The 2,336-nt window shown below is 41.1% G+C and carries 1 protein-coding gene, 1 tRNA gene and 1 pseudogene; 2 read left to right on the plus strand and 1 reads right to left on the minus strand.

Annotation, left to right across the window (positions count from 1 at the left end):
• The first annotated feature begins 112 nt into the window (after positions 1-112).
• Together POD11_RS17595 and POD11_RS17600 are read left to right on the plus strand one after the other, a co-directional pair.
• Positions 113-189: transfer RNA gene (locus POD11_RS17595), tRNA-Arg, on the plus strand.
• 106 nt (positions 190-295) lie between these two features.
• The gene (locus POD11_RS17600; protein WP_262458130.1) at positions 296-889 is read left to right on the plus strand and encodes an HAD family hydrolase; all 594 of its coding nucleotides are present in this window, start codon (positions 296-298) and stop codon (positions 887-889) included.
• 64 nt (positions 890-953) lie between these two features.
• Here POD11_RS17600 and POD11_RS17605 read toward each other — a convergent pair.
• A pseudogene (locus POD11_RS17605) lies at positions 954-2,336 on the minus strand (hypothetical protein); the annotation flags it as partial.

Consider the following 2,336-nt stretch of genomic DNA (forward strand, 5'->3'; position numbering starts at 1 on the left):
TCATAGCTCAGCTGGATAGAGCACTTGGCTACGAACTAAGGGGTCGGGAGTTCGAATCTCTCTGAGCGCACCAAGTAAAACAGAACGAATCGCTGAAAGGCACACAAGTTACGCGCTCATAGCTCAGCTGGATAGAGCACTTGGCTACGAACTAAGGGGTCGGGAGTTCGAATCTCTCTGAGCGCACCAACTTGAAGAATTAACCGCTTTTATAGCGGTTTTTTTGTGCCTATTTTTTAGTACTTTAAAAAAATATAAATTTATAACTTTTTAATTATATTAGAGATAATCATAAATGAACTTAGCTTTATTTGACTTTGACGGCACGATCACTCATAGCGACACATTCAGCCTATTCCTTAAATTTTCTTTGAACAAAAAAACTCAAATAGTCGGTGGTATTCGTCTTGCACCTTATATAGCGGGTTATAAGCTTGGATGGGTAACTGATAGAACTATTCGAACTAAACTTTGCCAAGTGGGATATGCGGGCTATGATGCAGATGCCCTAAAAGTTAGGGGACAAGAGTTTGCTAAAAATGTGCTTCCTATCTGTGTGCGTGAAAATGCTTTGGAACGTATTCTTTGGCATAAACAACAAGGCGATCAGATTGTTGTTGTCTCTGCATCATTGGGCATTTATTTGGAAAGTTGGTGCCAGTCTTTAGGTTTAGATGTTATATGTAATCAACTTGAAATACGTGATGGTATTTTGACAGGTGAGTTTATTAATGGCGATTGTGGTTATTTAGAAAAAGTAAATAGAATAAAAAATAAATATGATTTAAGCCAATATTCTAAAATTTATGCTTATGGTGATACACCTAATGATTATGCAATGTTAGAGCTGGCGCATAAGAAATATTATAGATGGCAAGAAGTGAATTAATATTTAAAAATATATTAATAAAGAAAGCCACTTCTCTTAAGTGGCTTTCTTTTAATGGATTATATTAAACAGTATTGAAAGAGTTTTCTAGGAAGCTATCAGTAAGTAATGATGTCGGTACGATAGTATGCGTTGTGTTGGTTACGCTAGATACTGTAGACGTCACGCCACCAAGTAAGCTGCCACCAGTTAATCCGCCCAGCAAATTAGAAATAACATCTAAACCGCCTTCACCAGTAACACCACCCGTTAAGCTACCAACGATGTCTGTAACGATGCCGATAGGGTTGTCTGTACCGCCAGTCACACCACCAGTTAACCCACCGAGAAGGTCGGTCACTACACCAAGAGAACTATCACCACCAACGCTACCTGTTAAGCCGCCAAGTAAATCAGTTAGTAGGCCGAGTGAGCTATCTCCACCAGTTGCTCCACCAATAGTACCAGTTAATCCGCCAATGATTTCTGTAACTAAACCAGTAGCAGTTGTACCATTTGTAATCAGTGTATAGAGAATACCAGTAGCAGATTCAGTAGCACCTTGAATATCACCGCCAACTAAATCAGAAACAACTTCAAGTGCACCGTTAACTGTGTCGCGAGAAGTTTCAAAAGTTAGTGTGCCGAGGTCGGCAATTTCAGAAACTGGATGTTCTGCTTGTGGAAGGACGCCGATAATTGTATCTGCAACTGTATCAATGCCAGTGTTGATAATTTCAGTTTTTAGGCTTTCTACACCCTGAAGAATATCAATACCGCCTTGAACGACATCAATCACAGGTGAAATTGGAGAAGTACCACCCCCGATACCGCCAGTTACACCGCCGATAATGTCAGTAATCACTTCAAGCGGATTGCCATCAACGCCACCAGTTACACCGCCGATAATGTCGGTAATTAATTCAAGCGGGTTACCGTCAACACCACCAGTTACACCACCGATAATGTCGGTAATTACTTCAAGTGGATTGCCATCAACGCCACCAGTTACACCACCAATAATGTCGGTAATTACTTCAAGCGGGTTACCGTCAACGCCGCCAGTTACACCACCGATAATATCGGTAATCACATCAAGTGGACTTCCATCAACACCACCAGTTGCGCCACCGATAATATTATTCACAATTCCAGTTGCGGTTGTACCATTGGTGATAAGCGTGCCCAGAATACCAGTAGCAGATTCAGTAGCACCTTGGATATCACCGCCAACTAAATCAGAAACTACCTCAAGTGCACCATTTACTGTGTCGCGAGAAGTTTCGAAAGTTAGTGTGCCAAGATCTGCTAGGTCTGAAACTGGATGTTCAGTTTGAGGAAGGATACCAATAATTGTGTCAGCAACAGTGTCGATGCCTGTATTGATAATTTCAGTTTTTAGGCTTTCTACACCCTGAAGAATATCAATACCGCCTTGAACGACATCAATCACAGGTGAAATTGGAGA

Origin of the sequence: Acinetobacter sp. P1(2023), from assembly GCF_028367635.1 — a bacterium.
GTDB lineage: Bacteria > Pseudomonadota > Gammaproteobacteria > Pseudomonadales > Moraxellaceae > Acinetobacter > Acinetobacter pittii_E.